Genomic DNA, 26,505 nt, shown 5'->3' with positions numbered 1-26,505 from the left:
AATTATTTACCCCTTTTTGTTTGTAGTTTTGTTGACACGCCATTTAATCCATTCGCAAGTTTTAACAATACTGCGATTAAGATCTTTTCGAATTTTGTCGGTTCTTTAATCGGCTCTTTTGGCACTGTAGTAGGATCTACCAAGTCGTGGATAACAATCAACGATTGTTTTACGTCTTTTCTTTCGAACAGTCGAAAGGTCTCGCTCACTTCTTCTTTATCCACTAAATGTGCGAAAACGTCCTCCGCAGTTATTGAAGATACATAGATTTCCTCCGTTGCCGTTAAAACTCCAAAACTAGATAGATCGAAGTTTGCGATCAGGTAGTCGCCTAGTTTATCTATCGGATTCTCGAATTCGCTTTCTTCCGTTACAAACTGTGCTACTGATTGTCCATCGACATATAGGAACGAAACTAAAAACTTCGTGCCGTGTAACGTATGGTAGTTTGTTACGAATAATGGACGGACTGCATTAACTAGCTTTTTTTCTGACATACTACCTTCCACCTTTCTCAGCCGCTAGTTTTTGTTTAACGGCTTCTCGCCATTCATCTATCGCTAGCGAATTACATAGATTCTTTAATGTGCGGACGTTTTGCTCACCGATGATGTCCATTAGCTTAGATACATTGTCATCTGACATACCGCACTTTCTAGTTAACCAACCACTTACCGCCGTTTGATGTACGCCAAGCAATCTCGCTAATTGATATTGATTGATCTGAGCTATTGACATAAATAGCTTTATTACATTTGTATTCATCCTTGTAACCTCCTTCATATTAAAAAATGAGTTTAATTTTAAATAAAAGAAATGCGGTGAAGGCGGGCAACCACCACCGCGCACTAACATAGGATCTCGCGGCAAACGCAGGTGAGGTGTAAGGAAAACACCCTTGTTTCCTCATAATATATGTGCGACTATCTAGTATTTTTTTGTATATGTATTGAAACTTTTTTTATTTTGTTATTTTTCTTTCGGACAGATCCCACATCTTCCACGTAATCTATGCAGTCTTATATAGAGCAACCCCCTTTCACGAATACCACCGTTTCCTTTTGGCGGCTGATGTTTGATCATCCAATTTGGATCTACTTCGCGACCTTCGTTTATAAGTACAAAATCGCTTCCATACTTTTGACGAGCTTTCTCTAAGAGTGCCGTTATATCAGCATCTCGGTGTGTTTTAGTTTTCTTTTCGTTACGCATAGGATTGATGTCGGATAATATACGTCGCGGATCATAGCCACTTTCTTTCGTCCACGTTGCGTGAGTTCTATATATAGTTTTCATTTGCGATACCTCCGTATAAATTATGAATTTTATTTATGCTGCAATGCCTTTTTTATTACTTTCGACTTTACTTTCTTTTCGTATTCGCACTGTCCACACGATCCACGACGAGAATATTTGCCGCGCTGCGTCCCGTTACTATTAAATGCCGATAGCGGTTTAATCTCTTTGCAGGTATTACATTTCTTGCATTCGATCTGATCACCGTCTACTTCTACGAAGATCACCGATAATTTCCCCGTATATTTCGTATTGTTATTGCATGGCTTGCAGTATAGTTGCAACTTGTCCTCTCGACTGTTGCACACATGGAACTCCCGCTCTAGTTTTAGTTTTTTACATCGGTAGCACTTCTTTAATTTTTCCGTTGAATTAGTTGTTTTGTTGTTGGTTTTATTTGTCATTTTGATTCCTCCTAGAATTTGTAGGTTTCATGTATTTTTAGTGTCGTTGATCGGTTTCTTTTAGGTTGGTTTTAGACATTTCGAATTTTATTGCCATTCCGCCGTCTCAACTTTCCTCTTTCGTCGCTTTTCATCACGTTGTCGGATCGCTACGACTGATTTATTTTGTTTAATAAGCCTTTCTAATGCTTTCGGATATCTCTCGAATAGCTGCGCAGGTGGTAACGGCAATAATGGGCGGTATTCGTTATTCGATCCGCTTCCCGTTTTCTTGATTTGAATTAAACCTACCTGACGCAATACTTTAAGATTGTTTATGATCGTTCGCAGGCTCTTTCCCGTTTGCATAGCTAGACGATACTGCGAGGGAAATGCTTTCCTTTGATCAACATTATAGAAATCGATAATCAGTTGATACAACATTAATACTGAATCATTTACGCCGTATTCGGACATATACGCATAGTAGCGCAAATCCGTCGGCATTTTGATAAATTCGAGTGTATGATTACCTTTTTCAGGCATCACTGACTTATCGAATGTTGGTTGTTTCTTATGTTGCTCCGTGATCCTTTCGGCAGATAACGCCTGTTTTTTGAACTGCGGGAACGCTTCAAATTTTGTTTCAAGTTGTTCACCGTTTAGTAGGTCTGTTATTATCTCTTTCATTTTCAAGATCTCCCCCATTGTTGATAATTTACATACGCTATTTTGCACATGGGATTACGTCATTTTGCACACGGCATTACGCTAATCTGCATGTCTTAACATACGTCATTTTGCATGGTAACTAGATTTATAAGTAACTAAATTTATTGAACTAGATTATATATATAACGATAGTTATATACCGACTGCTATCGCAGTTGATCGAATATAAAAAGGCATATTCAATCAATAAATTAATAACGCATAAAATCATCAATTCAATAAAATTGTTACGCATAAGAAGGAACGGAAAGGCGAAGTTCATCTAAATAATAATCGCTGCCAATCTGCTTACGTTAATATAAACGCCGTGAGCCAATCTGTTTCGGTCAAGTCTGCGAAATTTTTTTATCGATCGCCACTTTATCGCTACGTAAACATAGACGCAGTGATTATATACAGTTCGGTTAATCTCTGTATTTTATTTTTACGCTTCTATTTATATAGGGGCATCGACTTTTTTCTGCGGTCAAGTCTGCGGAATTTATGCAAATTTGGTTGCCGTGGTAGTCGATAGGCTTCTTTAACTACCGCGGGAATTAACCCCCTGAGTCAAAATTTGAATACGCTAGGTGTTAGAGGTTGCGTACGAGGATCAGTGGTGGGCGTTGGGGGTCGAGAGAATTTTCTCGATACTGGATAACTCGACGGCGAATGCGACATTCATTTCGATGCATAACGAATGTGACAGAAGTGACTTTTGTTACTTTCGATAATTCGTTTTAAACGTTGATTTAAAAGCATTCGCAAGACTTTCGATGAACAAAACATTTCGAATAAGTTTTATACATTAAAAGAAACGTTGATTTAAAAGCATTCTTTTAACGCAGAAAGTTTCAATCGAATGAGTAAAGGAATGAATAAAGAAAGTCAATTGCTTTCGAATAACTCTTCGAATCCTTCTTAACTCTTTGCGATAGAAAGATTAATAGAATCTTTTCGATGACTCTTTCGAAAGACTCAACGCAAATACTCACATATATTACTGACGATAAATGATGTTCGATATAGTATATAGATGTGGTACGGTACGATATGGCGCGGATTGGCGGGTAATATTGGTACGATGTAATACGAATAGTTCTATCGGTTAAACGCGGCTAAGGCATCACAGGAGAGCCGTTAGACATTCGATAGCGGTTATATGCACACAGATATACGCGCCTGTATAAGTCTATGTGGTACGCCCTATGACACTTACCCTATATGCCCTATAAAACCGTACATGGTGTGCCCTGTGAAATAGATATGACGAATACGGCACATACATACGCCCTATTCCTTATAGAAATGATAACTTGGTAACCTTGAGTAACCTTCATAACTTTCAAGTATTGACGGTGTTTTTGACGTGTGATAATATCGGTGTACGAGACACCTTCATAACTTACCTTCAAAAGTGTAGGCGCAGAAGGATGCAAAAAGGGGCGAATTATTATGACAGTATACGGATATGCACGAGTTAGTACGATCGGACAGGATTTAGAAACACAGGAAATCGCTTTACAGAAGGCGGGATGTGAATATATCTACTCGGAGAAGTTTACGGGTACAACGAAGGATCGACCGCAGCTAAACGAATTAATGCAGCAACTAAACGAAGGTGATACGATGGTCGTAACGAAACTAGACCGCTTTGCTCGTTCAACAAAGGATGCGATCGAACTTGTAACGGATCTGTACGAAAAAGGCGTAAAGGTTAACGTATTAAATATTGGTCTCATTGATCGATCAACCGCATCGGGTAAATTAATGTTTAATGTATTCGCCGCGTTCGCAGAATTTGAACGAGATATGATCGTCGAGAGAACGCAGGAAGGCAAGGCAATCGCTAAGCAGCGCCCCGACTATAAAGAAGGACGTCCGAAGCAACACGGGGATTCGAAGTTAAAAGAGGCGATGGAAATGCGAGATAAAATGAAGTGGTCGATGAAAAAGACCGCAGAAATGACAGGCATTTCATTATCGACCTTAGAACGATATGCGAGAAAACAACGACAACAAGCGCTGAATTAATCGGCGTCTTTTTTATTTGCTGAAATCGAACAGAATGCGCAGACCCCCTGAAATTTCGATCGCTCTTCCAAAACGGAAATTTGCTGACGTATAGCAATCACTGCCGATAACTACACATATGTATCGATGTACAACGATTACTATGCGCAATCTATCATAAATTACTAGCGATATATACGAAGTACTACCGAAATGTACCAATCCCTATGAGTTTCGTATATATGTAACCAGTTGTAACTATTTGCGTTACACGTAAACCACCGTAAACCTTAGAGCCGAAAGGGATTCGATCACCCTGCGTTAAATAATCGTATAGTTTACATTCCATTTCATTCGCTACATTCGACTACACTTTTCTATAAACGAATATTTCTCCAATTAATATTGCGTTTAAATCGGTGGATGATACTACATTTCACTATAAATAAATTCATTTCAATACATTCGGATATAAACAATCAATTTCACTTGGAAGAATCAAGCATATACAGTTATTATTATACTAAGAAAAAATGTATAATAATTTTAAATGGGGAATGCCAGTGAACTATTAAACTTCTAATTAAAGGGGGTGAAATGAATTGAAACAGTTAGAAAACTTCCTTTTAACTGCATTACCTGGGTTCTTTGGAATTGTAGGCTTCTTTTCCCTTTCATGGAACAATACTGAGAAGTTTCTTTTGATATTCGGGTTTTCTACTCTTTATTTTCTATTATTTGTGATACATTTGCTCAAAAAACTATCTCGATCTCAAAAAGATTTGAATTCCTTGAATGCTGAACTTACCCAGCTAAAAAACACAAATAAGAATTCTGATGAATCAATTGATAAGTATGATAATTTTGTACATAAAAGAAAGTTATTTATACATCATGATTTACCTGAGTTAGGTGTATTAATCACTGAGTTTGAAGTTCATGTAAAAGATTCATACAGAGGACAGAAACATCAAGAATTAAGAGTGCTTACGACGAATGTGAAAAGTAGAACAATTGAGGTAATAAATAAAGAAAAGAGGGATTTTGATGAGCAGTTATACAACGTTCAGAGTAATTAAGATTATTGATGAATATAGCATCGTAATAAATGGCGGACTAAATGAAGATATTTCAATAGGGGATGACATTGAAATATTTTTAGAAGGAGATGAAATATCCGATCCATTTAACGATAATAAAATACTTGGAACGCTTGACTTCATAAAAGATACTTTAAAGGTTACCGAGGTATATTCAGAATTTACGGTTTGTCAAAAGGTAGTAACTGAAAAGATATACCACCCTTCCCCTCTTCAAAAAGCAATTTCTAGTAGTGTAGCTGGACTTGGTGGAATGGCAGGAACTACAGAAACGAAGACACACATAGAAAAAATTGATATAAATGAGAGTGAAATATCAGGGAGAAAAACAGGAGATAAAGTTATAAAGATTGGTGATATAGCTCGAATCGCCCTTAGTGACTAAGACGGGACTTAATGTCCCTCTTCTTTTTCCTCCTGCAATAACTTCTCAAACTCTTCTTTGATCCACCTTTTCACACATAATCTGCAAACCCCACCTGAAAACAAACGTATTTCCTTTGAGTTCAAAGGTTGGATATACCCCCTAGCCACGCCTAATTTACGACAATAGATTGTTTTAGTATCCATATTACGAATAATATGTAGCTTTCTTATTGTATTTCCATTAGATAAGTTAAAACGAGAAAGACTTCCTATCATAATAGTTTGGTCACTTCGTAAACGGTTTAAAAGCCCCTGAAACAATTCCGCTTTCCTCTCTACGCTAATACGCATACAATCTCCATCCTTTCAAAATAAAAAAACGTCCCCCTAATCGATCACTCACGAGTACCTTTGCCTCTTTTTCTCGATATGATTTCGGTTAAACACGCCAAACCTATCGATAATCCAAACGCCACGCCGAATGCTGCTACGTATAGATTGCCGAACGCCTTCGCTGCGGTCATAAATAAAAATGCGAATACGATTAGGTACGTTACTTTACGATTATTTTTCATAGTATAATTCCTCCGTCTTTTTCCGAACCTTTATATGTCCTCTTACTTCTTTCTCTTCCGCCTAACGTCTCCTATTCTCGCATAATAACCGATGCAACTACCGCCATTGCAAATAATACCGCCAGTCCCCCTATAATGACGTTCCCTATTATTTTCGTAACTATCAAAAGTACGAACGCAACTATTAACAGGTTAGCCCTAGCATTTTTCTCTTTCCACTTTCTCTTCACGCTATATCCTCCCTTCTGACGTTCCTTTTTCGCAGTCTCTTCTTAAAACTTCTTATCGTACTTCTAGCGGAATCAAATGATCGCCCCGTCTTTTTCGATAGTGCTCTAGAGATTTCAGCCTCCGTAACCTTATCGTAATTCTTCGCGGTATGTATCATAGTGTCTAATACAATAAAATCTATTTCCTTCACGCATATATTCTCGTATAACCTTGCGTATGTCTCTTCGTATGTACTCATATTATCGATTGCTTTTTCTTCCGTAGTATCTGTACAGTCCAACGCTTTAAATGTGTTACTATCTTCTATAAGCGTTATCTTGTATCGTTTTTCTCCTCTTCTTCCGCAATAATCTCGTAACGATCGATAGATAAAGTACTTCACTCTTTTGTCGAAGTCTCCTCGCTCTACATCAAACGTTCTAATTGCATATCTTATTCTACGGAAACAATCATCAATGAAATGTATCTCATTGTTTATACGATGCCAATTATCGTTGGCTAGTCGTTCTATTAACGGTATGTAATGCGCTTTTATCATCGTTCTATTTTTATTATTGTATATTCCTATGTAATAATCTTCCACTTCTTTTTTAGCTAGTATCGCTATTCTATTCAATGTTTCTTTTATATTTTCGCCTTCATTTGCGTACTGTCCGATAGTAAGTCGTTTCTGCATACGTAAGTCTTCCACCTTTTATAGCACCTGTACCCCCGATATTCAACTCACTCCGCTAGTGGCGTTCAATATCGAATTTATGCTATTGACAATCGGTGACGCATCGACTAGCAGAGGCGAGGAAGTCGTAGGAAGCAGGGCGCAGTTTTCACCCCTATTCGCATAGATAAAAAATAACGAAGCGGTTAAACTTCGTCAGATTTCGTGTATATCAATGCAAATAGAGGTAAGGCGTTAACAACTAGCGTCGGCTCGTTGTGTGAGGTTTTCAGTAACGCATTCCCCGTCCTTGTGCTTTCGCACATATCGACTTTCTACACTACAAAACGTCCCATAGTGCGTAAATCTTTCGATACACCTTGTTACCGTAGTAACAACGTATTTCCACCCTTGCCGTACAATGCCCGCAATCGGCTAGTCCTATACGACGCACGGGGAATGATATGCGTTGGAGTGTATAGCGCTGATGTGTGCGGCGGTTCAGCTCCCCTTTTACGTTGTTATAGCGGTACGGCTTCCGCTTTTTGACTTACCGCATCAATACCTAAAAAAGACATCACTAAAGACACCTTGCAATCCTCGATTTTTTTCGATAGAATGAAGGTAGAAATTCGGACTGATGCGGATTGTCCTGTATTCAGTTTGATTTGTGTATGTTTTGAGTCTCCGACGGCAATCGGGGACTTTTTATTTACAAGAAATTCCGTAGACTTTCCGCTACTTCATTTTTATCTAAGTGCAGATAACGCGTTGTAACAGATATATCACTATGCCCTAGCGCTTTCGATATCAGCGCGACATTTGCACCTTTCTTTAGAAGATTCTTCGCAAAACCTCTACGTATGGCATGCGGATTGATGTTTTTTAGTCCATATTCCTTCGCATGTTTAGTCATTCGTTTTGATATAATATTATTCGTCGGACTAGTTACGACACTTCCGCCACTCTTCGTAATAAAGAGATAATCATTTTTCGCTTTATACTCTCTGCGAATGATTTCGTTTTGTTTCATTAGAACGTCTAGCAATCGTGCGAGAGCATCATCAAACGGCAGATATATTGATTCGTGATTCTTAATAATACCGCCATCAATACTTAATACTTTCGCATCTAAATCAACGTGCTTATGTTCTAATTGCGCTAATGTACCGACACGTATTCCCGTCTGATACATAAGTAAGATAGCGGTAGCATCCCGTAAATCTAAGAATCGTGTTAAATCGAGCACTGATAACAGGATATTAATTTCACGGTCTGTCGCACCTTCTTTAACAGGCGTATCGACTTTTATTTTCACATTCCGCCAAAAGTTAATATCAATCCACCCGTTATCGTGGCAGCGTCCTAGAAACGCCTTTAGACACTTCAAACGGGTTAATTTCGTTTGATTACTAACGTTCATAGACGATAGCCACTCGTAAATATGATTAACGTTTAATTCTTCTAAGTATTGCGTATCTGTTATCTTCGTAAAGTGACTAACGTGTAAATAGTAGTCATTTATCGTACGCTCACGTAAGCCAGTCGCCTTCATTTGACGTACAACTATCTCGAGCGCTTTGTCGATTGTTAAATTAAACGTATAACGACCCTCTGCGGTCTCTTTCTTCCGTGGATCACTTTTCAATCTATCGTTAAAAATATTCGATAAGTCTTCACCAATCGTTAAAGAATCACGTCTTTTGGACATAAAAAAATAAGCCCCCTAACTCGTTAGCGACCGCACATTGTACGATTCAACTGACGAATTAGAGAGCTTATATATCGCGGATCTTGACGTCACCGCAAAGGTTTTGTTAGCGTCCCAGGAGAGATTCGAACTCCCGACCGTACGCTTAGAAGGCGTATGCTCTATCCGGCTGAGCTACTGGGACATGGAGCGGGTGAAGAGAATCGAACTCTCGACCAGAGCTTGGAAGGCTCTTGTTTTACCACTAAACTACACCCGCATATGTTATTTTATTTTTCTTCGTTAGCGCCGTTGCCCTATCGACAATATTTATTATATTCATAACCACTTATAAAGTCAACACTTTTTTAAAAGAGGATAATTTTCCTTATCCTCTTTTAAAAATTGCTTGTTCCACCAGCTGTCCGTCTAATGTTTCAAAACGAACTTCTATATGATTTTCATCCATTTCTAATAAAGCGAATGTTTTTTCCACACGAGAGCGCGGGAGCAAAATACTTCCTGGATTAATAAATAAAATCCCATCAATTAATTCTGCCCCTAATACATGAGAATGTCCAAAGCATGCTACTTGCGCTCCTACTTCTTCTGCATGATACGCTAACGTTTGTAACGTCATTTTCACATTATGACGATGACCGTGTACAACTAAAAAACGAATTCCATCTACATCAGTTACAATTTCACCTTGAAAGTTAGCATAATCACAATTCCCTTTTACAACATGGAAACCTTGCAGCTCTTCGTGAGCAGGTGTTAGCTCTGAATCACCACAATGAATCATGACATCTACTTTCCCTTCGTAATTCTCTTTTAATTGCTGTAATTCCTTCACAGAGCTATGACTATCGCTTACGATTAAAGCTTTCATCAATCTCTCTCCCTTATTCTTCTAAAAACCATTCCGGGATTTTTTCTTCTAATTTACGAAGAGCACGCCCGCGGTGACTAATCGCATTTTTCTCATCTGAGCTTAGCTCCGCCATCGCCTTTTTATATTCTTCTACATAAAAAATCGGATCGTATCCGAAACCATTTTCCCCGCGGCGCTGTTCTAGAATTTTCCCTTCGCACGTTCCGTTTACAATAACCGGCTCTTTATCAGCTTCAGGGAAAGCAACTGCTAACGCACAGTAAAAACGAGCTGTACGTTTTTCTAAATCGACGTCAGTTAACTCTTGTAACACTTTATCTATATTCGCCTGATCATCTTTCGACTCTCCAGCAAAACGAGCTGAATATACACCTGGCTTCCCGTTTAAGGCATCTACAATAAGACCAGAGTCATCCGCAATTACGACGGAATTCAATTGTCTACTAAGACTGTCCGCTTTTAAAATTGCGTTTTCTTCAAATGTTTCACCAGTTTCTTCGACTTCTTCAATATGAGGAAAATCGTGTAAAGATTTCACTTCTAAGTCAAATCTCTCAAATAACTCAGCAAACTCACGTACTTTCCCAAGATTTTTCGTCGCTACAACAACTTGCTTCATATTTTCCACCTCTACTCTATATGAGATACGATGTCACCTAATGCTTCTTTTTGCTTTTCAACAAGTTGGAAAATCCCTTGTTCAGCAGCATCAAGTAATTCATTTAATTCAGCTCTGCTAAACGTCGCTTCTTCTCCAGTTCCTTGTACTTCAACAAACTGACCTTTTCCAGTCATAATAACGTTCATATCAACGTCTGCTTTAGAATCTTCAGCATAATTTAAATCTAAAACGACACCTTGTTCTTCAACAACACCTACTGACGTTGCCGCTAAATAATCTTTCACTGGAATTTTAGATACTTTGTCTGCTTGCAATAATTTTTCAAAAGCTAATACCATCGCTACATAAGCACCTGTAATAGAAGCTGTTCTCGTTCCGCCATCCGCTTGAATTACATCACAGTCAATCCAAACCGTTCTTTCACCAAGCGCTTCTAAATCAACAACCGCACGCAATGCTCGTCCAATTAAACGCTGTATCTCCATTGTGCGCCCTGTTACTTTCCCTTTACTTGACTCCCTGATTGTACGTTGCTCTGTCGCACGTGGAATCATTGAGTATTCTGCTGTTACCCATCCTTTTCCTTCTCCACGCATAAACGGCGGTACACGCTCTTCAATTGTCGCTGAACAAATTACCTTTGTATCCCCAACTTCAATTAGTACCGATCCCTCTGGATGTTTTAAATAATTTGTATGAATATGTATATGGCGTAACTCTGCTTGTCCTCTACCATCTACTCGCATAAAAATAACCCCCTCATAAATACTCTCATTAGTATAGCCAAATTTAAATGTACGATATGTATAACAATAAAAGAAGGGGAACTCAAAAAGCAATTCCCCTTTCTTACATAAGTATATCAAATTATTCCCGATTAAAAACTACCTGTATTTACGTTTTGTGGACGATCGACAGGTTTTATTAACTTTTCACCTTTCTCATCCGTAAGGTTTGCTTTCCCATTCACTTCAATAGAAATATTTTTCACACCTTGTTTTTCCGTTAAAGATAAGACTAACGACTTCAATACGTAATTTGAAATCATACTTTTGTCTTGGTTCACAAATATATTTTCATTAAAGTTTAATGTAATATTTCCGTTCTCCACTTTCGGATTCGTAATAAGCTTAACTCCCGGATTAAAATCATTTAGTAACGAACCGTGAATCGGACCTTTTACAAGCTCATTCACAATTGCCGAGTAATCATTTTCTTTTCCTTCTGCAACGCGTCTTGTTACCGGTACGTAATATTGCTGCTTATTATTATTTTGCGCCATAAAGTAAAGTGTAACCGGTTTTGTATTCGTTACATCTGCTACTTGTTCATCATCAAAGTTAATTCCATTCGCACGACTTACACCTTCACCAAGCGGTGTACCCGCAACAGGCATCTTCGCTAACTTTTCACCATTTATTTGGAACTGCACTTGTTTTATTTCTGTAAATTGAGTCAAAGTCCACGCTACCGATTCAACAATTTGACGTTCTTCTTCTTTTGAATAATTTTTCATTTCTTTAGAGAAATCAATTACTGCTGTCCCGCCTTTTTTCAAATTCAAGGTCATCGTCGTATTCGCTGGAAGGACTGCTCGAAATCCATTCGGCAATAAATTTGTGACTGGTCCATCTTTCACAAGATACTCTAATGTTTGCTGTACAACTTCATTTGCCTTCGGAGTAGGCATTGCAATAGTTTGCGGTACGACATATCCATTTTTATCAACGAGGTATAACTCTCTATTTACTGTTTGCCCTTGTTTATCTTTTTTAGCTGTTTCTTTCTTTTCACCTTCTGTATACGTAACTTTTTTTGGCGGATCAATTTGTTCTGTCGCTTTCTCTTGATTTAACAAGCCACACCCTGATAATAAAATCGCACTCACAGTAGCACCAACAACCCATTTAAAAGTGGATTTAGGCATGCCATTCCCCCCTAAAATCTAAGTTTGTACTATTATGTATACGAGCTGTTTCATATTTTAGAACAAGCTATAGCCACTTACACAGAAAAAACCCCTGATTTCTCAGGAGTTCTCTTATATGAATCTACTATTATTCTGTTTCTAAATTAATATGCTTCACATTTTCAATCGGCTGACCGAACCATTTTGATGCAATTTCTTTAAACAGACCTATTTTACCAGTCGTTAAGAAGAGGTGATCACTTTGTTCTTCTCCCTCATTTAACACCTTACTATGGTATAAAATCGTGCTTACCTCACGCGCTGTTTCATCACCCGAACTAATTAATTGTACTTGATCCCCCATTACCTTTTTAATAACAGGACCTAAAATCGGATAATGTGTACACCCTAAAATAAGTGTATCAATGTCAGTACTTTTCAACGGTTGCAACGTTTCTCTTACAACTTCATACGCCATTTCACTTTCGAAATTCCCGCTCTCTACAAGCTCAACGAAAGGTGGACACGCTAAACTTTCTACCATAACACGGTTATTAATAGACTTTAGCGCCTCTTCATAGGCACCACTTTTTACTGTTCCAATCGTTCCAATAATCCCAACATGATACGTATTTGTCACTTTTAAAGCTGTACGTGATCCTGGATGAATAACTCCAACTACTGGAATTGGTAATTGTTTCTGCATTTCTTCTAATACAACCGCAGTTGCTGTATTACACGCAATCACTAACATTTTGATATTTAAATCTAATAAATGCTCCGTCATTTCCCACGTAAATTGACGCACTTCTTCACGAGAACGCGGGCCATAAGGGCAACGTGCTGTATCTCCTAAATATATAATACGCTCTTTCGGCAACTGACGAATTAATTCCTTCGCTACTGTTAAACCGCCCACTCCTGAATCAATAACACCGATCGCTCTATTCAACTTAATCACCCGTTTTCTCATTCATCATCTTTTATGTTTATCAGTATATTTTACACACTTTAAGTTCGCTAACTTAAAGTGCCCCTGTATAAAAATTTTCATTTGTACCTGTATAGTTCAGGACCTTTTTTATTTTGCTCCTTTTTTTCATAATTTGCAAGACAGAAAAATAACCGACCTTCTATATGAAAGTCGGTTTCTTCTATATAAAATGCCCATTCAAAACAAAACTCCCGCTACCTTTATTAATAGCGGGAGTTTTATTTCTATATTTTATTTATCGCGTTCTTTATAGCCTTACCTATTTATATATGAAACATTCTTATCATTCATATGGAGCATGAAACAAACAGAAAAATAGCCGACTCTTTGTATAAAAGTCGGCTGCTTTCTTATAGTTCGAGTTCTCCCATACGAAGAAGCTCAACAACTGCTTGTGAACGTCCTTTAACCCCTAGCTTTTGCATTGCGTTTGAGATGTGATTACGTACTGTTTTTTCACTTATAAACAGTTCACCTGCAATTTCCTTCGTCGTTTTATCTTGAACCAGTAATTCAAATACTTCTCTTTCTCTCTTTGTGAGTAACGGTTTAGATTGATACGCTTTTTCCTTCAACTGGTATAACCCTCCTTGCCTAAGCCAGAGCTGTATATGTGTAAGTTGGGTGTTTATTTAGTCAAGATATTGTATGAACGAAATGTGCAGGTGGTGAATGAAAATGGGCTTTATTTCTTATGTTATTTTAGACTTTTATACGGTTTATGCACTTATTTTATACATTCACTTCTCCATGCGCCATATTTGTTCTAGCAATATACTTACAACAGTACCTACAAACAAACCATTACCAAATATATATTGCATAACAGAAGGCAACGATTGAAGTGCTACAGACGGTAAAAACATAATGCCGCAGCCAAACAATACCGCAACTCCTAAGATCGTTACATTCCGTTCGCTAAGTGGCACTTGTTTTATATTATGAAATCCAATTCCAATGAGCTGCACGAACGAAGCCATTAAAACCGCAGATGCGACCGCGGATGGCAGAGAGGCTAAGTAGCGGATAATACTTGGAAATAGCGACATACCGACTAATAGTACACATGCAAATAAGAATGAACGCATGTACTTTTGATTTGTTAAACGTATGAAACCTGCCGTTGCTGGTAACGGAACGACACCTACAGTTGAAAACAAAGAGGAAATCATATGCGAAATCCCTCCGACCCACGTACCATTTCTCAACTGTTTTTGTTCAACAGTCGCTTTATGAATCGTAGCTTGATTGATTGCTATAATAGCTGCCACTGTATTTGAAACTAAAATACATACCATAACGAAACTTGATACAGCCATACCTGTATTCCATTTTGGAAGTCCCCAAGCAAATATATGTGGAAGTTGCACAAAATGAGTTACTTGAGATGGAATCGTCACTTTTCCTGCAATCAGAAAAATAATCCAACCGCTAATCAGTCCTATTAAAACCGCATAACTTTTAACAAAACCTTTTCCAAAATTGGAGAGTATGACCACGAACAAAAATATGCAAAAAGCGATCAACGCTGTAAATCCATCGATTTGAGAAACAGTAGCTGTAATTCCTAACATCCCTTTTAAAAACACACCACTTAATTGCAAGCATAATAGAAGTAAGAACGTCCCTGTCACGAGCGGCGTAAATAAAAATAAAATACGCCCGATAAACCCCGTTACTCCTAGTCCTATTAAAACAACTCCTGCAACCATCATTCCTAATTCTAAAATTTGCAACGTACTATGTAATTGATCTTGTCCTACAGTTGCATAAGCAAGTACGGTAAATACACCAACCCAAGATCCAGCTGGCCCATCCGCAATCGGAAGCTTATGTCCAAGCCACCCTTGTAAAAAAGAAGATATACCAACTACGAAAAACGTACGCTGCATTAAATAAAATACTTCTTCCGTCGTAAGATGAAATAATCCGCCAACGACAATTGGTAGTGCGATTGAGTTCGCTAATAAAAAAATAAACCATTGCAAAGTTCCCATAATGTGATTTTGATTATGTTGATTGTCCAAATTTTTCATCCCTTCTAGCTTTCCTATAAGGAAGTATAGCGTTATCCTGTTTCTACTGAATACAAAAGAAGGGTTCTATTTTCACAATTAGAACCCTTCTAAAAACATCTAAACGATTCCCCTATACAAGATTATCAGATTTCACTTGATCTAAATCCCCTATAACAACATTTCCTTTATATACAACTACACGCTTCTCTGTTTGACGAGCTACTGCTTCAGCGGCGCATGTTGCATTCGTTAAAACAAAACTTGCCTCATCCCCTACATTCGGCCATACTCGTTTCCCTTCATTATTTAATGTTTCTTTCCCTCCAGTAATAAAACGAAGAGCTTTCCCTAAAGACCTTTCATCACTCCAACCAAATCGTTCTGCCAATCGATTTGCTTTTTGAAGCATATCTCCCGTTCCGAATGGAGACCAATGATCTGTAATACTATCATTTCCTAATGAAACTTTAACTCCTTTTCGATCTAATAATGGAATTGGGATTACTTGTTTACCAATTGGAACGGTTGAAGTGATATCAATCTTTAATGCTGCTAGTCTTTCTGCCACTTCTTCAGCTTCTTTATCAGTAACGCCTCCAAGTCCAAGCGCATGACTAATCGTTACACGACCTTGCCATCCTGCTTCTTCCGTTAGGCTTGCCAATCTCTTCATTGTAAACGTTCCAAGATTATTCGCATCGTGCAAATGAATATCAACATTCGCGTTAAATTCTACCGCAATGTCCATAATCGTATGTAATGATTTTTCAATGTCATTATCTACTGTAGCTGGATCCACTCCGCCAACTAGATGCGCCCCCATACGCATCGCATCTTTTACAAGTTGCACAGAATTACTGCGCAACAATCCATGTTGCGGAAATGCAACTATTCTACCAGACAACCGATCTTTATATGTTTCTAAAGCCGCTAATGTTGCTTCCAAATTACCCAGCCCAATAATTGGATCAACATTACAATGCGTTCTAATATTCGTTGAGCCATTTCGGAGCAGTAACTCTAACATATTTTCCGCCCTATGTTGAGCAGTTGCTAATTGCTTTGGTAAAATCGTTTTTTCTTCATTAAAACGTGTAAAAATATTTTCTGCTGGCATACAAGCTTTCCAAGGCCCACTATAATACGTTTTGTCAATATGAATATGCATCTCTTCAAAAGCTGGTAAAACTAATAAACGATTAGCATCAAAAGTTAATGTTCCTTCCTCGTGAACAATTCCCGATATAATTCTTTTAATTCGCCCATCTTCAATAAGAAGACTGCATATCTCAGTTTCCGTTTGTGAAATTTTCGCTTCTTCATATGTATAACCTGCTTCAAGCTTTACATTAGTCAACCAATACAATGTCATTACTATTTCCCCACCTTATATTAGAAAATACGTCACACCCTCATTTTCATTTTAATATCAACTGAAAATTAAGACAATTAATACGCTATATTGTCCCTTCACAAAAAAAATGTAATATAACCTAATGGTCTTCTCATAAATTTCCATATAGAATAAAAGAATACTGTATCACTCATACATAACGGCGGTGATATGAAAAGGAGAGGATCATTATATGTCGAAGAAATTATGCAAATCCGAAACTGACAAAATGTTATTTGGTGTATGCGGTGGTTTAGGAGAATATTTTGATATTAGCTCTACTCTCATTCGTATTATGTGGGTCATTGCTATTTTATGTTTTGGAACGGGGTTTTTAGTTTATCTCATTTGTTTATTACTCATACCACGTTCTTACTAATATTATCCTGATTAACAATACTCCTTTCACTATACTTAAGCAGAATATACAAATTGAAAACAAAGCCTATAGAATCTTTTTCTATAGGCTTTGTTTCATGAAGAATATTTCATCGTTAAATGTAATACGGCCACTTCATCCTCTTCATTTTTATAACTATGTTTCTTATTCGCTTCAAATTGAATGGAATCAAACTCATTTAGCACGTACACATCGTTCTCCACTTGAATAGAAACTTTCCCTTTCATTACTGTTACAAGTTCGATTGCCCCTTCATGATGAGCTTCAGGTTCATATATACTATCCGCTCTTAAACAAGCTCGGTGCATTTCCATCCCCGTTTCTTTCGTGTAACGGAACATTGTTTCTAAGTGCCACGCTTGTCCTACATCTACTGCAAAGCCTTCTCCGCAGCGCGCAACAGCTACAGGCTCTCCAACAACCATCAATCTCGATAAAGGAATTGATAACCCTTTCGTAATTTTCCAAATGACAGCTAATGTTGGATTCGTTTCACCTCTTTCAATTTTTCCTAACGTTAATTTACTAACACCTGTCTTTTGGGCTAAATCTTCTAAACTTAATTTTTGTTCATTTCGAATTTGTCTTAATAACTGACCTACTTGCTGAATTACTTCTTTTGTTTGCATATCTTCATTTTCTTTCATATATAAAAACCACCTTAAAATATAAAATAGTTTACTTTTATTCACCTTAAGTATATTATACTATACATAAATACTCAATCACGAAAGGAGTGCCATACTTCATGCGCGCAATATTACTAGGTCTTTTATCATCGGCCTTTTTTTCTGCAACCTTTATTATTAACAGAGCAATGAATGTATCTGGAACAAGCTGGGCTTGGACTGCTTCCTTCCGTTTTCTATTTGCTCTCCCTATTTTATTCCTTATCGTTTTATTTCGCAAAAACTTAGGAGCTTTATGGGAAGAATTAAAAAAACATCCATTTGTATGGATCGGGTGGGGCTCGGTCGCTGGCATCGGCTTCTATTCCTTATTAAGCTTCGCAGCTGTTTTTTCTCCAGCTTGGCTCGTTGCTGGAACTTGGCAAGTTACGATATTAGCAGGTTTACTACTATCACCATTATTTTTCGTTAAAATAGAAACGAAATCAGGTACAAAACTTGTACGCGGAAAAATTCCACTTCGCAGTTTATATGTAGCATTATTTATTTTACTTGGTGTAATTTGTATGCAAGCGACTGCAGCAGGTCATATTACAATGACTCAGTTCATCTCGGGATTTTTACCTGTCGTTTTAGCAGCTTTCTTATATCCGTTCGGTAACCGAAAAATGATGGAACTTGTTGGCGGGCGTCTTGATACATTCCAACGTGTATTAGGAATGGCAATCGGAAGTCTCCCTATTACAATTCTACTTGCTATATATGGATTTTCCACTACTGGTATTCCATCATCAAGTCAAATGATGCAAGGATTTTTGTTAGCATTATGTTCCGGAGTTATTGCGACGATGACATTTTTCTTTGCTACTGACTTAGCAAAAGACAATCTCGCTTTACTTGGAGCTGTTGAAGCAACACAAGCTGGAACGATGGTCTTCACTGTGCTTGGTGAGATTATTTTCTTAAATGGTTCATTCCCTAGCGGTCTGTCACTGATTGGGATGATGATTATAATGTTAGGAATGATCGTAAATAGTGTTTTAAACCGTTCTGTTCCAGTCATTAAACAAAAAAAAGCAGCATAAAAATAGATATGGTTCTTCTTCATAGAACCATATCTATTTTTATTGTCTCCCTATTTCGCCTTATCAGAATAGTATTTCATTAGCTGTTTACACTAAAACCTATGTTATAATACGTTTCATGTGCATTAATAGGAGGTAAATTATGTTAAAAAAAGCAACTGCTGAATTTATTGGTACATTTGTACTTGTATTATTCGGAACTGGAGTAGCTGTCATTGGTGGCGGAATTGAAGGAATTGGAACGTTAAGTATCGCTATGGCTTTCGGATTATCTATCGTGGCTATGGCATATAGTATTGGAACAATTTCTGGGTGTCATATTAACCCCGCAGTATCAATCGCTATGTTCATCAACAAAAGAATGAACGCTATGGAACTTAGCTATTATTTATTAGCTCAAATTTTAGGTGGTTTATTAGGAACTGCAACGTTAGTAACAATTTTACGATCTGCTAAATTACCTTTAGATAATTTAGGACAAAATAGTTTTGGAACTCTTGGTTTATCAGGAGCATTTTTAGTTGAATTCATTTTAACTTTCGTATTTGTTTTAGTTATCGTTGCTGTAACAGGTAAAAAGGGAAGTTCTTCTTTAGCTGGATTAGTAATTGGTTTCACATTAGTATTAATTCACTTATTAGGTATTCCGTTAACTGGAACATCTGTTAACCCAGCTCGTAGTATCGCACCAGCTCTATTCGCTGGCGGAGAAGCAATTTCTCAACTATGGGTGTTCATCGTTGCCCCAATTCTTGGTGGTATCGTAGCAGCTGTTGTAGGGAAGTTTATTTTAAATACTGAAAAATAGAATTTCCAATATTTCCGAATAAAAAAGGCGAGCCCTCATCGTGAGGAAGCTCGCTTTTTTATTCTTTAATTTTCGACTTTAAATTTGTAACTAACTGCTGCACCGTTACATTTGCAAGTACGTTTTCCATCGCTTCTTGCGATTGTATTAAAACAATCTCTAATACCGACTGAATATTAGCTCCTACTGGACATTCAATGTTGGGATTTTCATGGAAAGAAAATAGATGTCCTTCTTCTACAACTTCCACAGCTTTATATACATCAAGTAATGTAATTTCATCTAAATCACGAGCAAGTGTTGTACCACCTTTACCAGCTTGTACATCAACAAGTCCTGCTCTCTTCAACATTCCTGTAATGCGACGAATCACAACTGGATTTGTATTCACACTACCAGCAATCCATTCAGAGGTACAGCGAGAGTTTCGATCTATTGCAAGTAACGTTAACATATGAACACCTACTGTAAAACGACTACTAATTCCCATCTGCACACCCTCCTTTTTATTCATTCTACTAAAAGACAACTCTTATTATTATATACTATTTTTAATTTATACATAAAGTGAAACTTTAATCAGTGGGGGTTTTGTTCATCCCCCACTGATTATCAGCCCTCACCAATCGGGCGTTTACGGGCAGCAGGGCTTCCACCTAACTTCTTTGCTCCAGCTGAATTTTGAGATGGGAGTTTTACTGCCCGCAAATAGCGGGGTAAAGAAAAAGCATGATTTCAATAGGAAATCATGCTTTTCTCTCATTATTGACGCTTTATAAATTTCGCTAAATCTTTAAATTTCACTTTGTCTGAGTAATTCATTACACCGTTTACATAGATACGGCTTGTAATAGCATTTAATATACCAATCGTCGCCAATAAAACTACTAATGTTATCGTAATCTCTAACATACCTGCTTCACCAGCTACAATCCGCGAGAAGGTAACCATCGGTGTAAAAAACGGAACATACGAACTTACAACAACAATAGTACTATTCGGATCACTTAATGATTTAATACTAATGAAGAATGCAGCCATGATCAAAATCATTACCGGGAAAGATACAGCTTGTAAATCCTCTGTCTTAGACACAACAGCTCCAGCCGCAGCGTACATCATCGCATAAAGTAAATACCCTGTAATGAAATAAACAAGAAACATACTTATAACCTTTGCATCTAATTTTGTAAAGTCAATTGGAACACCAAACAATGAGGCACTTTCTAAATCGACCCAACCTAACAAATAAGGAATAAGATAACCACACGCCAATATTACAAGTTGTAATAACGCCGTTGAAACAACCGCCAAAATTTTCGCATACATCATCGTAAGAGGTTTTACTTTCGGAAGCATTACTTCCATTACACGTGACGCCTTTTCAGATGCAATATTCATTGCGATTGTATTTCCGAAAGCTACAATAAACATATACAAAGCAAATGTAAAGAAATATGCAATTCCGAAAGAAGATGTGCGATCTTTTATCGCTTCTTGCTTCACTTGAATTTCTGCCTGTAATTGCTGCGCAATTTCTGGTGAAACATTATTTTTTGCAATCGTCACCAGCGTATATTGTTGTTTTAAATAACCCGCCATAATCGCAGAAGTTGCTTGGCTTGGAAATCCATTATACATATATGTAACTGCTGGAGCCCCATCCTTTTCCGTCACATGGAATAGACCATCTAAATCGCCCTCTTCTACTTGCTTATGCAGTTTATCAAAATCACCCTTTGAACCGACCGTTATTTTTGCTGATGGCAATAACTTATTTAGCTCTTCTTTTTGTACTTTGTATGTGGAACTCTCTACTACAACTGCAATTTTATCTTTATCCTTATTTTTATCATCGCCTGAAGTAAAATGATTAAATGCAAAAATTCCAAACACAACTAAAAATAAAATCGCACTCGTAATTAATGATTTTTTAGATAAAAACGCTTCCTTAAAATAAAATGAAAATACATGAGAAAATTTACGCATCTTTATTTCGCCCTCTCTACAAAGATTTCGTTTAACGTCGGCTCTAACATTTTAAATTGTCGTAAGCTAATACCTTGCTCTTGCAACTGTTGCAAAATCTTTAGAGCTTCTGCATCGCCTTGTACTTTTACATAAAGAAGGCCTTGTTGTTTTTCATACGGAACGTGTATAGCTTCTAATCCCTTTTCATTCTCTACTGTATCTTCAATAGTTAAATTACGGAAACCGTATTCTTTCTTAATATCACTTAACTGTCCTTCTACGACCGCTTCGCCTTTTTTCAAAATACATACATGTTGGCAAAAAGCCTCTACTTGCTCCATACGGTGACTTGATAAAATAATTGTCTTTCCGCTCTGTACTTGTTCTCCAATAATATTAGCTAACATTCCCGCATTAACTGGATCAAGTCCGCTAAATGGTTCATCTAAAATAAGAAGTTCTGGATCATGAAGAAGAGCAGCAATCAATTGAATTTTTTGTTGATTCCCTTTCGAAAGCTCCCCTGCCGTTTTAAATTTATATTCTGGGATTGCTAATCGCTCTAACCAGTGATCAATTGCAAGATCGACTTCTTTCTTCGTCATTCCTTCTAATCTGCCAAAATATCGCAACTGATCTATTACTCTACTTTTTGTATATAATCCTCTTTCTTCTGGTAAATATCCAATTGTTACCCCGCTATCACCAAATGATTTTCCATCCCACGTAATAGAACCTTCATTTGGCGTTAATAAGCCTAGTAACATTTTAATTGTCGTTGTTTTCCCTGCACCATTTCGGCCAAGTAACCCTAACACTTCACCTTTCGGTAACGAGATTTGCAAACCATTAACTGCTTTAGATTCTCCGAATATTTTTGTTAATTTTTGAATTTGTAAACTCAATGTATAAAGCCTCCCCTTTAGTATCATTCGTACCTTCTGTTAAAGCCTATGATTGTTCAGAATGAAATATAGTACTATATTTCATTCTCTTATATGTATCACTACACCTAACCCATCATTTGTTTCATTTAGTTAAAATTGTAAATAAAAATCCTGTTTTTGTCAATTATAATTGTCATTACGACAATAAAACTTGTCAAAATAATTATTATTATTTAACCCATCTTTCTAATATAGGACAAACTACTACATATACAAAAGACAATATGCAAATGTTCATAAAAAAAAATATAAAAAGCATTATATTTTAATATATAATATTAAATGATTTACTAACATCAAGGAGGATACATATGAAGATGAAGAGGGGTATTACCACTTTATTATCTGTAGCCGTTCTTTCCACATCGCTTGTAGCATGTTCAGGAACAGCTGAGAAAACAGTGGCGAAAGAAGAAAAAGTAAAATTAACAGACCAGCAATTGATGGCTGATTTATGGTATCAAACAGCTGGTGAAACGAAAGCACTATACTACCAAGGATATAATCTTGGTCAATTGAAGCTTGATGCAGCTCTTGCAAAAGGCACAAACAAAAAACCTGCTATCGTACTTGATTTAGATGAAACTGTTTTAGATAACAGTCCCCATCAAGCAATGAGCGTAAAAACAGGAAAAGGCTATCCTTATAAATGGGACGATTGGATTAATAAAGCTGAAGCTGAAGCTCTTCCAGGCGCGATTGATTTCTTAAAATATACAGAGTCTAAAGGTGTAGATATTTACTACATCTCAAATCGCAAAACGAATCAACTAGATGCAACTATTAAAAACCTTGAGCGCGTTGGTGCTCCACAAGCAACAAAAGAGCATATCTTATTACAAGATCCGAAAGAAAAAGGGAAAGAAAAGCGTCGTGAACTTGTTTCTCAAACACATGACATCGTCCTATTCTTCGGTGACAACTTATCTGATTTCACTGGTTTTGATGGAAAATCTGTAAAAGATCGCAATGAAACAGTGGCAGAATCAAAAGCACAATTTGGTGAAAAATTCATCATTTTCCCTAACCCAATGTACGGTGACTGGGAAGGCGCTTTATACGATTATAATTTCAAAAAATCAGATGCAGAAAAAGACAAAATTCGTCATGAAAACTTAAAATCATTTGATGCAAAATAACAAAGAGGATGGCTTGCGCCATCCTCTTTTATTGCATATTTCTTGTTAAAGGCAAGATAAACACTTCAACACGTCTATTTTTCGCTTTTCCTTCTGGCGTATCATTTGGTGCAATTGAACGGTATTCTCCATAACCAACTGCACTAAATTTTTCTGGTTGCAATTCTTTATTTTGAAGTAACACCTGCATAAAATTAACTGCACGCTGCGTACTTAATTCCCAATTCGATGCAAACTGTGCGTTTGAAATAGGAACATTGTCTGTATGGCCCGATACGGTAATTTCACGAGGTGATGCTGAAACAAGTAGGTTAGACATCTCTTTTGCAATCCCTAACGATTCCAATTTCACATCTGCTTTCCCTGAGTCAAATAGTACATTTTCTAATATTGTTACCATTAAACCTTTTTCGGTTAAATCAGTTTTAAAAGAAGAAGATAATTGCTTTTCCTCAATATACTTATCAATACCTTTTTGTACTGCTTTTAATTCATTCATTTCTTGCTTTTTCACTTCAGCTTCAGCATCTTTTTTGATCTTCTCAGATTCCAAACTACTTGCCGATAATTCTTTTTCCTCATTTGGTTTTTGATCACTTAAAAATTCTTTATTTCCTGTTCCACCGGCTAACTCACTTCGAAAAGCAACTGCCATCTGTTTAAACTTCGCAGCATCTATACTACTCATTGCGAATAATACGATGAACAATGCAAATAACAACGTTAACATATCAGAATATGGAATTAACCAAGTTTCATCGATATGCTCATCATGTTTTTTCTTTTTGCCTCTTCTATTTTTCTTACTCCGCATTTTTTTCTGCTCCTTTTTCTAGCTTTTTACGCTCAGTTGCAGAAAGTGCACCTAAAATGCGGTTCTTCATAATAAACGGATATGTACCTTCTTGTAACATTAATAAACAATCAATAATTAAACGCTTTTTCTCGATTTCAGCTGCAGATTTTTGCTTTAACTTATTTGCAAATGGATGCCATAATACGTAACCTGAAAAAATACCAAAAATCGTTGCAATAAACGCACCTGAAATAGCATGTCCTAACTTGTCAATATCAGTTAAATTACCAAGAGCAGCTACAAGACCAATAACAGCACCTAAAACCCCTAATGTAGGTGCATATGTACCAGCTTGTGAGAAAATAGCAGCTCCTTTTGCATGCCTCTCTTCAATTGCTTCTAATTCGGCTTCTAAAATTTGTTCTAAATCTTCCGCAGATACGCCATCAATAACAAATTTCATACCACGCAAAAGAAATTCATCTTGAATTTTATCTAATTGTTGCTCTAAAGACAAAATACCGTATTTTCTACTCTCAGATGTCCAATGAACAAATAATTCTAGCAATTGTTCATAACTTAAATCTTTTTTATTTGAACCAAAAAGAACTTTAAATAATTTTGGAACTTTTTTTAGTTGATTCATCGGAAATGCAATACACACTGCAGCAAATGTACCGACGAAAATAATTAGTGCTGCGGCAGGATTTAGTAAGGCTGTTATGTCAGCGCCCTTGACGACCATCCCTACGACTACCGCTAATACTCCTAAAATGATTCCAATAATTGTTGCAAAATCCATTCCCATTCACTCCTAGTCTATACAAGAAGTCTTTTATTCTTGATAATCGCTACATCTTCTTATATACATATATTACATAAAAAATGAACTTCATGAAAGATAAGAAATGAATTATATGAAAAAATACTACATTTTCACACATTTTCTGACATTTTCTTTGCATTTCTATTACGTTACGACTCTTATATTTCTTTTTCAACAAACTAGACCTATAATAAAAACGATACATATTTTATTAAGAGAGGACTGTGATTACAGGGCATCATGAAAAAAATAATAATTATTTCTGCCGCTACTATTGTAATCGGTATCACATCTTTCGTTTACTTTGGTTCTAAATCACCACTACAAAACGAAGCGAAAGCTGTCGAAAGTCAAAAACATAATAACCACCAAAAAGAAGAGATTCCTGCTTTTCAAAAAGCTGATCATAATGCAAAGAAACTAGATGATAATTTTTCCGTTGTAACAAATCCAGATTCTGCTCTTGTATTAGTCAATAAACATCGTAAATTACCAGATGGGTACATTCCAGAAGATTTGACGAAACCAAACGTACCATTTACTAGTCCAAAAGATAAAGAGAAAACATTACTTCGCAAAGATGCTGCAGACGCTCTTGAAAAAATGTTCCAAGCAGCGAAAGAAGAAGGTTTAAAACTTACAGCAGTTTCAGGTTACCGTTCTTACAAACGCCAACAGTCATTACATAATACATATATTAAACGCCAAGGAAAAGCTGAGGCTGATTCGGTAAGTGCAATTCCTGGAACAAGCGAGCATCAAACTGGTCTAGCAATGGATATTAGCTCAAAATCTGCTAAATTCCAATTAGAACCAATCTTCGGAGAGACAGCAGAAGGAAAATGGGTTGCAGAACATGCCCATGAGTTCGGATTTGTCATTCGTTATTTAGAGGATAAAACAGAGACAACAGAGTATTCATACGAACCGTGGCACTTACGCTACGTTGGCAATCCATATGCCGCATACATATATAAGCACCATCTAACATTAGAAGAGGCAACGAAGGACAAAAAATAAGAGAGCGAATCGCTCTCTTATTTTTCTTTTATT

The 26,505-nt window shown here is 36.9% G+C and carries 31 protein-coding genes, 2 tRNA genes and 1 pseudogene; 8 read left to right on the top strand and 26 right to left on the bottom strand.

Annotated features, from left to right (window positions below; translation table 11 throughout):
* Positions 1-2 precede the first annotated feature (2 nt).
* The 5 genes from MKX77_RS02125 to MKX77_RS02105 all read right to left on the bottom strand — a co-directional run bounded on the left by MKX77_RS02125 (position 3) and on the right by MKX77_RS02105 (position 2,417).
* Positions 3-497, bottom strand: coding sequence for a hypothetical protein (locus tag MKX77_RS02125; protein WP_341305698.1), 495 nt, complete (start codon positions 495-497; stop codon positions 3-5).
* 1 nt (position 498) lies between these two features.
* On the bottom strand, positions 499-765 hold the full coding sequence (locus tag MKX77_RS02120) for a helix-turn-helix domain-containing protein (protein ID WP_341305697.1): 267 nt from the start codon (positions 763-765) through the stop codon (positions 499-501).
* A 204-nt stretch (positions 766-969) separates the two neighbouring features.
* Complete coding sequence (locus MKX77_RS02115; RefSeq protein ID WP_341305696.1) at positions 970-1,296, bottom strand: hypothetical protein; 327 nt, start codon at positions 1,294-1,296, stop codon at positions 970-972.
* Positions 1,297-1,325: 29 nt separating this feature from the next.
* Positions 1,326-1,604 carry a hypothetical protein gene (locus MKX77_RS02110; protein ID WP_341305695.1) on the bottom strand — a complete coding sequence of 93 codons (279 nt, stop codon included), beginning with the start codon at positions 1,602-1,604 and terminating at the stop codon, positions 1,326-1,328.
* 183 nt (positions 1,605-1,787) lie between these two features.
* On the bottom strand, positions 1,788-2,417 hold the full coding sequence (locus tag MKX77_RS02105; RefSeq protein ID WP_341305694.1) for a helix-turn-helix domain-containing protein: 630 nt from the start codon (positions 2,415-2,417) through the stop codon (positions 1,788-1,790).
* 1,428 nt (positions 2,418-3,845) lie between these two features.
* On the opposite strand from MKX77_RS02105, the gene MKX77_RS02100 reads away from it, so the two are divergent.
* The 3 genes from MKX77_RS02100 (at position 3,846) to MKX77_RS02090 (ending at position 5,888) form a co-directional block, all read left to right on the top strand.
* On the top strand, positions 3,846-4,424 hold the full coding sequence (locus MKX77_RS02100; protein WP_341305693.1) for a recombinase family protein: 579 nt from the start codon (positions 3,846-3,848) through the stop codon (positions 4,422-4,424).
* A 581-nt stretch (positions 4,425-5,005) separates the two neighbouring features.
* Positions 5,006-5,482 carry a hypothetical protein gene (locus MKX77_RS02095; RefSeq protein WP_341305692.1) on the top strand — a complete coding sequence of 159 codons (477 nt, stop codon included), beginning with the start codon at positions 5,006-5,008 and terminating at the stop codon, positions 5,480-5,482.
* Complete coding sequence (locus MKX77_RS02090; protein ID WP_341305691.1) at positions 5,451-5,888, top strand: hypothetical protein; 438 nt, start codon at positions 5,451-5,453, stop codon at positions 5,886-5,888. Before MKX77_RS02095 ends, MKX77_RS02090 begins: the two co-directional genes overlap by 32 nt.
* Positions 5,889-5,896: 8 nt before the next feature.
* Here MKX77_RS02090 and MKX77_RS02085 read toward each other — a convergent pair whose 3' ends face one another.
* The 15 genes and pseudogenes from MKX77_RS02085 to MKX77_RS02015 all read right to left on the bottom strand — a co-directional run bounded on the left by MKX77_RS02085 (position 5,897) and on the right by MKX77_RS02015 (position 16,830).
* Complete coding sequence (locus MKX77_RS02085; protein WP_341305690.1) at positions 5,897-6,220, bottom strand: hypothetical protein; 324 nt, start codon at positions 6,218-6,220, stop codon at positions 5,897-5,899.
* Positions 6,221-6,264: 44 nt separating this feature from the next.
* Complete coding sequence (locus tag MKX77_RS02080; RefSeq protein ID WP_341305689.1) at positions 6,265-6,444, bottom strand: hypothetical protein; 180 nt, start codon at positions 6,442-6,444, stop codon at positions 6,265-6,267.
* A 42-nt stretch (positions 6,445-6,486) separates the two neighbouring features.
* Positions 6,487-6,674 (bottom strand): annotated as a pseudogene (locus tag MKX77_RS02075) (hypothetical protein).
* Entirely contained in the window at positions 6,671-7,351 is a 681-nt protein-coding gene (locus MKX77_RS02070) for a hypothetical protein (protein WP_341305688.1), read from the bottom strand. The pseudogene MKX77_RS02075 and the gene MKX77_RS02070 overlap by 4 nt, the downstream one beginning before the upstream one ends.
* Before the next feature lie 691 nt (positions 7,352-8,042).
* On the bottom strand, positions 8,043-9,041 hold the full coding sequence (locus MKX77_RS02065; protein ID WP_341305687.1) for a tyrosine-type recombinase/integrase: 999 nt from the start codon (positions 9,039-9,041) through the stop codon (positions 8,043-8,045).
* A gap of 110 nt (positions 9,042-9,151) precedes the next feature.
* A tRNA-Arg gene (locus MKX77_RS02060) sits at positions 9,152-9,225 on the bottom strand.
* Between the two features lies 1 nt (position 9,226).
* A tRNA-Gly gene (locus MKX77_RS02055) sits at positions 9,227-9,300 on the bottom strand.
* Between the two features lie 108 nt (positions 9,301-9,408).
* Positions 9,409-9,912 (bottom strand): metallophosphoesterase, encoded by a 504-nt coding sequence (locus MKX77_RS02050; protein WP_215554317.1) that lies wholly within the window; start codon positions 9,910-9,912, stop codon positions 9,409-9,411.
* A gap of 13 nt (positions 9,913-9,925) precedes the next feature.
* Positions 9,926-10,534, bottom strand: a complete 609-nt coding sequence (locus MKX77_RS02045) for an XTP/dITP diphosphatase (RefSeq protein WP_341305686.1) — start codon at positions 10,532-10,534, stop codon at positions 9,926-9,928.
* 11 nt (positions 10,535-10,545) lie between these two features.
* Positions 10,546-11,283 carry a ribonuclease PH gene (gene rph, locus MKX77_RS02040; protein WP_001261778.1) on the bottom strand — a complete coding sequence of 246 codons (738 nt, stop codon included), beginning with the start codon at positions 11,281-11,283 and terminating at the stop codon, positions 10,546-10,548.
* A 131-nt stretch (positions 11,284-11,414) separates the two neighbouring features.
* Positions 11,415-12,464, bottom strand: a complete 1,050-nt coding sequence (locus MKX77_RS02035) for a GerMN domain-containing protein (protein ID WP_215554320.1) — start codon at positions 12,462-12,464, stop codon at positions 11,415-11,417.
* 130 nt (positions 12,465-12,594) lie between these two features.
* Positions 12,595-13,407: a glutamate racemase gene (racE, locus tag MKX77_RS02030; RefSeq protein WP_341305685.1), complete on the bottom strand. Its 813-nt coding sequence runs from the start codon at positions 13,405-13,407 to the stop codon at positions 12,595-12,597.
* Between the two features lie 383 nt (positions 13,408-13,790).
* Positions 13,791-14,015, bottom strand: a complete 225-nt coding sequence (gene gerE / locus MKX77_RS02025) for a spore germination transcription factor GerE (protein WP_000659484.1) — start codon at positions 14,013-14,015, stop codon at positions 13,791-13,793.
* 165 nt (positions 14,016-14,180) lie between these two features.
* Positions 14,181-15,476, bottom strand: coding sequence for a purine/pyrimidine permease (locus tag MKX77_RS02020; RefSeq protein WP_341305684.1), 1,296 nt, complete (start codon positions 15,474-15,476; stop codon positions 14,181-14,183).
* A gap of 112 nt (positions 15,477-15,588) precedes the next feature.
* Complete coding sequence (locus MKX77_RS02015) at positions 15,589-16,830, bottom strand: amidohydrolase family protein (RefSeq protein WP_341305683.1); 1,242 nt, start codon at positions 16,828-16,830, stop codon at positions 15,589-15,591.
* A gap of 214 nt (positions 16,831-17,044) precedes the next feature.
* On the opposite strand from MKX77_RS02015, the gene MKX77_RS02010 reads away from it, so the two are divergent.
* Positions 17,045-17,230, top strand: coding sequence for a PspC domain-containing protein (locus MKX77_RS02010; RefSeq protein ID WP_215554323.1), 186 nt, complete (start codon positions 17,045-17,047; stop codon positions 17,228-17,230).
* Between the two features lie 95 nt (positions 17,231-17,325).
* Here the strand turns inward: MKX77_RS02010 and MKX77_RS02005 are convergent, their stop codons facing one another.
* The gene (locus MKX77_RS02005) at positions 17,326-17,898 is read right to left on the bottom strand and encodes a helix-turn-helix domain-containing protein (protein WP_002112092.1); all 573 of its coding nucleotides are present in this window, start codon (positions 17,896-17,898) and stop codon (positions 17,326-17,328) included.
* 101 nt (positions 17,899-17,999) lie between these two features.
* Between MKX77_RS02005 and MKX77_RS02000 the strand changes: the two genes are divergently transcribed.
* Complete coding sequence (locus MKX77_RS02000) at positions 18,000-18,965, top strand: DMT family transporter (protein ID WP_215554324.1); 966 nt, start codon at positions 18,000-18,002, stop codon at positions 18,963-18,965.
* Between the two features lie 142 nt (positions 18,966-19,107).
* Entirely contained in the window at positions 19,108-19,773 is a 666-nt protein-coding gene (locus MKX77_RS01995; RefSeq protein WP_215554325.1) for an MIP/aquaporin family protein, read from the top strand.
* Positions 19,774-19,831: 58 nt separating this feature from the next.
* Here MKX77_RS01995 and MKX77_RS01990 read toward each other — a convergent pair whose 3' ends face one another.
* The 3 genes from MKX77_RS01990 to MKX77_RS01980 form a co-directional block, all read right to left on the bottom strand.
* Complete coding sequence (locus tag MKX77_RS01990) at positions 19,832-20,263, bottom strand: Rrf2 family transcriptional regulator (RefSeq protein WP_002112095.1); 432 nt, start codon at positions 20,261-20,263, stop codon at positions 19,832-19,834.
* A gap of 272 nt (positions 20,264-20,535) precedes the next feature.
* On the bottom strand, positions 20,536-21,762 hold the full coding sequence (locus MKX77_RS01985) for an ABC transporter permease (RefSeq protein WP_341305682.1): 1,227 nt from the start codon (positions 21,760-21,762) through the stop codon (positions 20,536-20,538).
* 2 nt (positions 21,763-21,764) lie between these two features.
* Positions 21,765-22,649, bottom strand: a complete 885-nt coding sequence (locus tag MKX77_RS01980; RefSeq protein ID WP_219920428.1) for an ABC transporter ATP-binding protein — start codon at positions 22,647-22,649, stop codon at positions 21,765-21,767.
* Between the two features lie 353 nt (positions 22,650-23,002).
* On the opposite strand from MKX77_RS01980, the gene MKX77_RS01975 reads away from it, so the two are divergent.
* Entirely contained in the window at positions 23,003-23,830 is an 828-nt protein-coding gene (locus tag MKX77_RS01975; protein WP_215554328.1) for a 5'-nucleotidase, lipoprotein e(P4) family, read from the top strand.
* A gap of 28 nt (positions 23,831-23,858) precedes the next feature.
* On the opposite strand, the gene motB is transcribed toward MKX77_RS01975, so the two are convergent.
* Both motB and motA read right to left on the bottom strand, forming a co-directional pair.
* The gene (motB, locus tag MKX77_RS01970) at positions 23,859-24,644 is read right to left on the bottom strand and encodes a flagellar motor protein MotB (protein ID WP_341305681.1); all 786 of its coding nucleotides are present in this window, start codon (positions 24,642-24,644) and stop codon (positions 23,859-23,861) included.
* On the bottom strand, positions 24,634-25,428 hold the full coding sequence (gene motA, locus MKX77_RS01965) for a flagellar motor stator protein MotA (RefSeq protein ID WP_341305680.1): 795 nt from the start codon (positions 25,426-25,428) through the stop codon (positions 24,634-24,636). Before motA ends, motB begins: the two co-directional genes overlap by 11 nt.
* A 264-nt stretch (positions 25,429-25,692) precedes the next feature.
* Between motA and MKX77_RS01960 the strand changes: the two genes are divergently transcribed.
* Positions 25,693-26,472, top strand: coding sequence for a M15 family metallopeptidase (locus tag MKX77_RS01960; RefSeq protein WP_341305679.1), 780 nt, complete (start codon positions 25,693-25,695; stop codon positions 26,470-26,472).
* Positions 26,473-26,505: the final 33 nt, after the last annotated feature.

Origin of the sequence: Bacillus sp. FSL R9-9410 (genome assembly GCF_038050385.1) — a bacterium.
Classification (GTDB): domain Bacteria; phylum Bacillota; class Bacilli; order Bacillales; family Bacillaceae_G; genus Bacillus_A; species Bacillus_A cereus_U.
Note: the sequence above shows the minus strand (reverse complement) of the source record. Positions and strands in the feature narration are given on the sequence as shown.

Bases quoted from the DNA above. Each gene is read 5' to 3' on its own strand.
- MKX77_RS02125 (WP_341305698.1), bottom strand. From the start codon at position 497: ATGTCAGAAAAAAAGCTAGTTAATGCAGTCCGTCCATTATTCGTAACA.
- MKX77_RS02120 (WP_341305697.1), bottom strand. From the start codon at position 765: ATGAATACAAATGTAATAAAGCTATTTATGTCAATAGCTCAGATCAAT.
- MKX77_RS02115 (WP_341305696.1), bottom strand. From the start codon at position 1,296: ATGAAAACTATATATAGAACTCACGCAACGTGGACGAAAGAAAGTGGC.
- MKX77_RS02100 (WP_341305693.1), top strand. From the start codon at position 3,846: ATGACAGTATACGGATATGCACGAGTTAGTACGATCGGACAGGATTTA.
- MKX77_RS02090 (WP_341305691.1), top strand. From the start codon at position 5,451: ATGAGCAGTTATACAACGTTCAGAGTAATTAAGATTATTGATGAATAT.
- MKX77_RS02085 (WP_341305690.1), bottom strand. From the start codon at position 6,220: ATGCGTATTAGCGTAGAGAGGAAAGCGGAATTGTTTCAGGGGCTTTTA.
- MKX77_RS02080 (WP_341305689.1), bottom strand. From the start codon at position 6,444: ATGAAAAATAATCGTAAAGTAACGTACCTAATCGTATTCGCATTTTTA.
- MKX77_RS02070 (WP_341305688.1), bottom strand. From the start codon at position 7,351: ATGCAGAAACGACTTACTATCGGACAGTACGCAAATGAAGGCGAAAAT.
- MKX77_RS02065 (WP_341305687.1), bottom strand. From the start codon at position 9,041: ATGTCCAAAAGACGTGATTCTTTAACGATTGGTGAAGACTTATCGAAT.
- MKX77_RS02050 (WP_215554317.1), bottom strand. From the start codon at position 9,912: ATGAAAGCTTTAATCGTAAGCGATAGTCATAGCTCTGTGAAGGAATTA.
- MKX77_RS02045 (WP_341305686.1), bottom strand. From the start codon at position 10,534: ATGAAGCAAGTTGTTGTAGCGACGAAAAATCTTGGGAAAGTACGTGAG.
- rph (WP_001261778.1), bottom strand. From the start codon at position 11,283: ATGCGAGTAGATGGTAGAGGACAAGCAGAGTTACGCCATATACATATT.
- MKX77_RS02035 (WP_215554320.1), bottom strand. From the start codon at position 12,464: ATGCCTAAATCCACTTTTAAATGGGTTGTTGGTGCTACTGTGAGTGCG.
- MKX77_RS02020 (WP_341305684.1), bottom strand. From the start codon at position 15,476: ATGAAAAATTTGGACAATCAACATAATCAAAATCACATTATGGGAACT.
- MKX77_RS02015 (WP_341305683.1), bottom strand. From the start codon at position 16,830: ATGACATTGTATTGGTTGACTAATGTAAAGCTTGAAGCAGGTTATACA.
- MKX77_RS02010 (WP_215554323.1), top strand. From the start codon at position 17,045: ATGTCGAAGAAATTATGCAAATCCGAAACTGACAAAATGTTATTTGGT.
- MKX77_RS02005 (WP_002112092.1), bottom strand. From the start codon at position 17,898: ATGAAAGAAAATGAAGATATGCAAACAAAAGAAGTAATTCAGCAAGTA.
- MKX77_RS02000 (WP_215554324.1), top strand. From the start codon at position 18,000: ATGCGCGCAATATTACTAGGTCTTTTATCATCGGCCTTTTTTTCTGCA.
- MKX77_RS01995 (WP_215554325.1), top strand. From the start codon at position 19,108: ATGTTAAAAAAAGCAACTGCTGAATTTATTGGTACATTTGTACTTGTA.
- MKX77_RS01990 (WP_002112095.1), bottom strand. From the start codon at position 20,263: ATGGGAATTAGTAGTCGTTTTACAGTAGGTGTTCATATGTTAACGTTA.
- MKX77_RS01985 (WP_341305682.1), bottom strand. From the start codon at position 21,762: ATGCGTAAATTTTCTCATGTATTTTCATTTTATTTTAAGGAAGCGTTT.
- MKX77_RS01975 (WP_215554328.1), top strand. From the start codon at position 23,003: ATGAAGATGAAGAGGGGTATTACCACTTTATTATCTGTAGCCGTTCTT.
- motB (WP_341305681.1), bottom strand. From the start codon at position 24,644: ATGCGGAGTAAGAAAAATAGAAGAGGCAAAAAGAAAAAACATGATGAG.
- motA (WP_341305680.1), bottom strand. From the start codon at position 25,428: ATGGATTTTGCAACAATTATTGGAATCATTTTAGGAGTATTAGCGGTA.
- MKX77_RS01960 (WP_341305679.1), top strand. From the start codon at position 25,693: ATGAAAAAAATAATAATTATTTCTGCCGCTACTATTGTAATCGGTATC.